Annotated in this window: 1 protein-coding gene; it reads right to left on the bottom strand. The window is 71.9% G+C overall.

Annotated elements, in window-relative coordinates; translation table 11 throughout:
• A partial coding sequence (locus AC2YHB_RS25665) for an AMP-binding protein (protein WP_487354887.1) occupies positions 1-210 on the bottom strand: 210 nt, incomplete at both ends.

Genomic DNA, 210 nt, shown 5'->3' with positions numbered 1-210 from the left:
GAGGCGAGGGCGTCGGCGGAGAAGCCGCCGAACACGACCGTGTGCGGGGCGCCGATGCGGGCGCAGGCGAGCATCGCGACGATGGCCTCGGGGATCATCGGCATGTAGATCGCGACCCGGTCGCCCTTGCCGACGCCCAGCGCGGTGAGCGCGTTGGCGGCCTGGGAGACCTCGTCCTTGAGCTGGGCGTAGGTGATGTCGCGGGTGTCG

It is taken from the genome of Nocardioides sp. SRI_004 (genome assembly GCF_057586415.1).
This window is presented reverse-complemented; position numbering and strand designations above follow the sequence as displayed.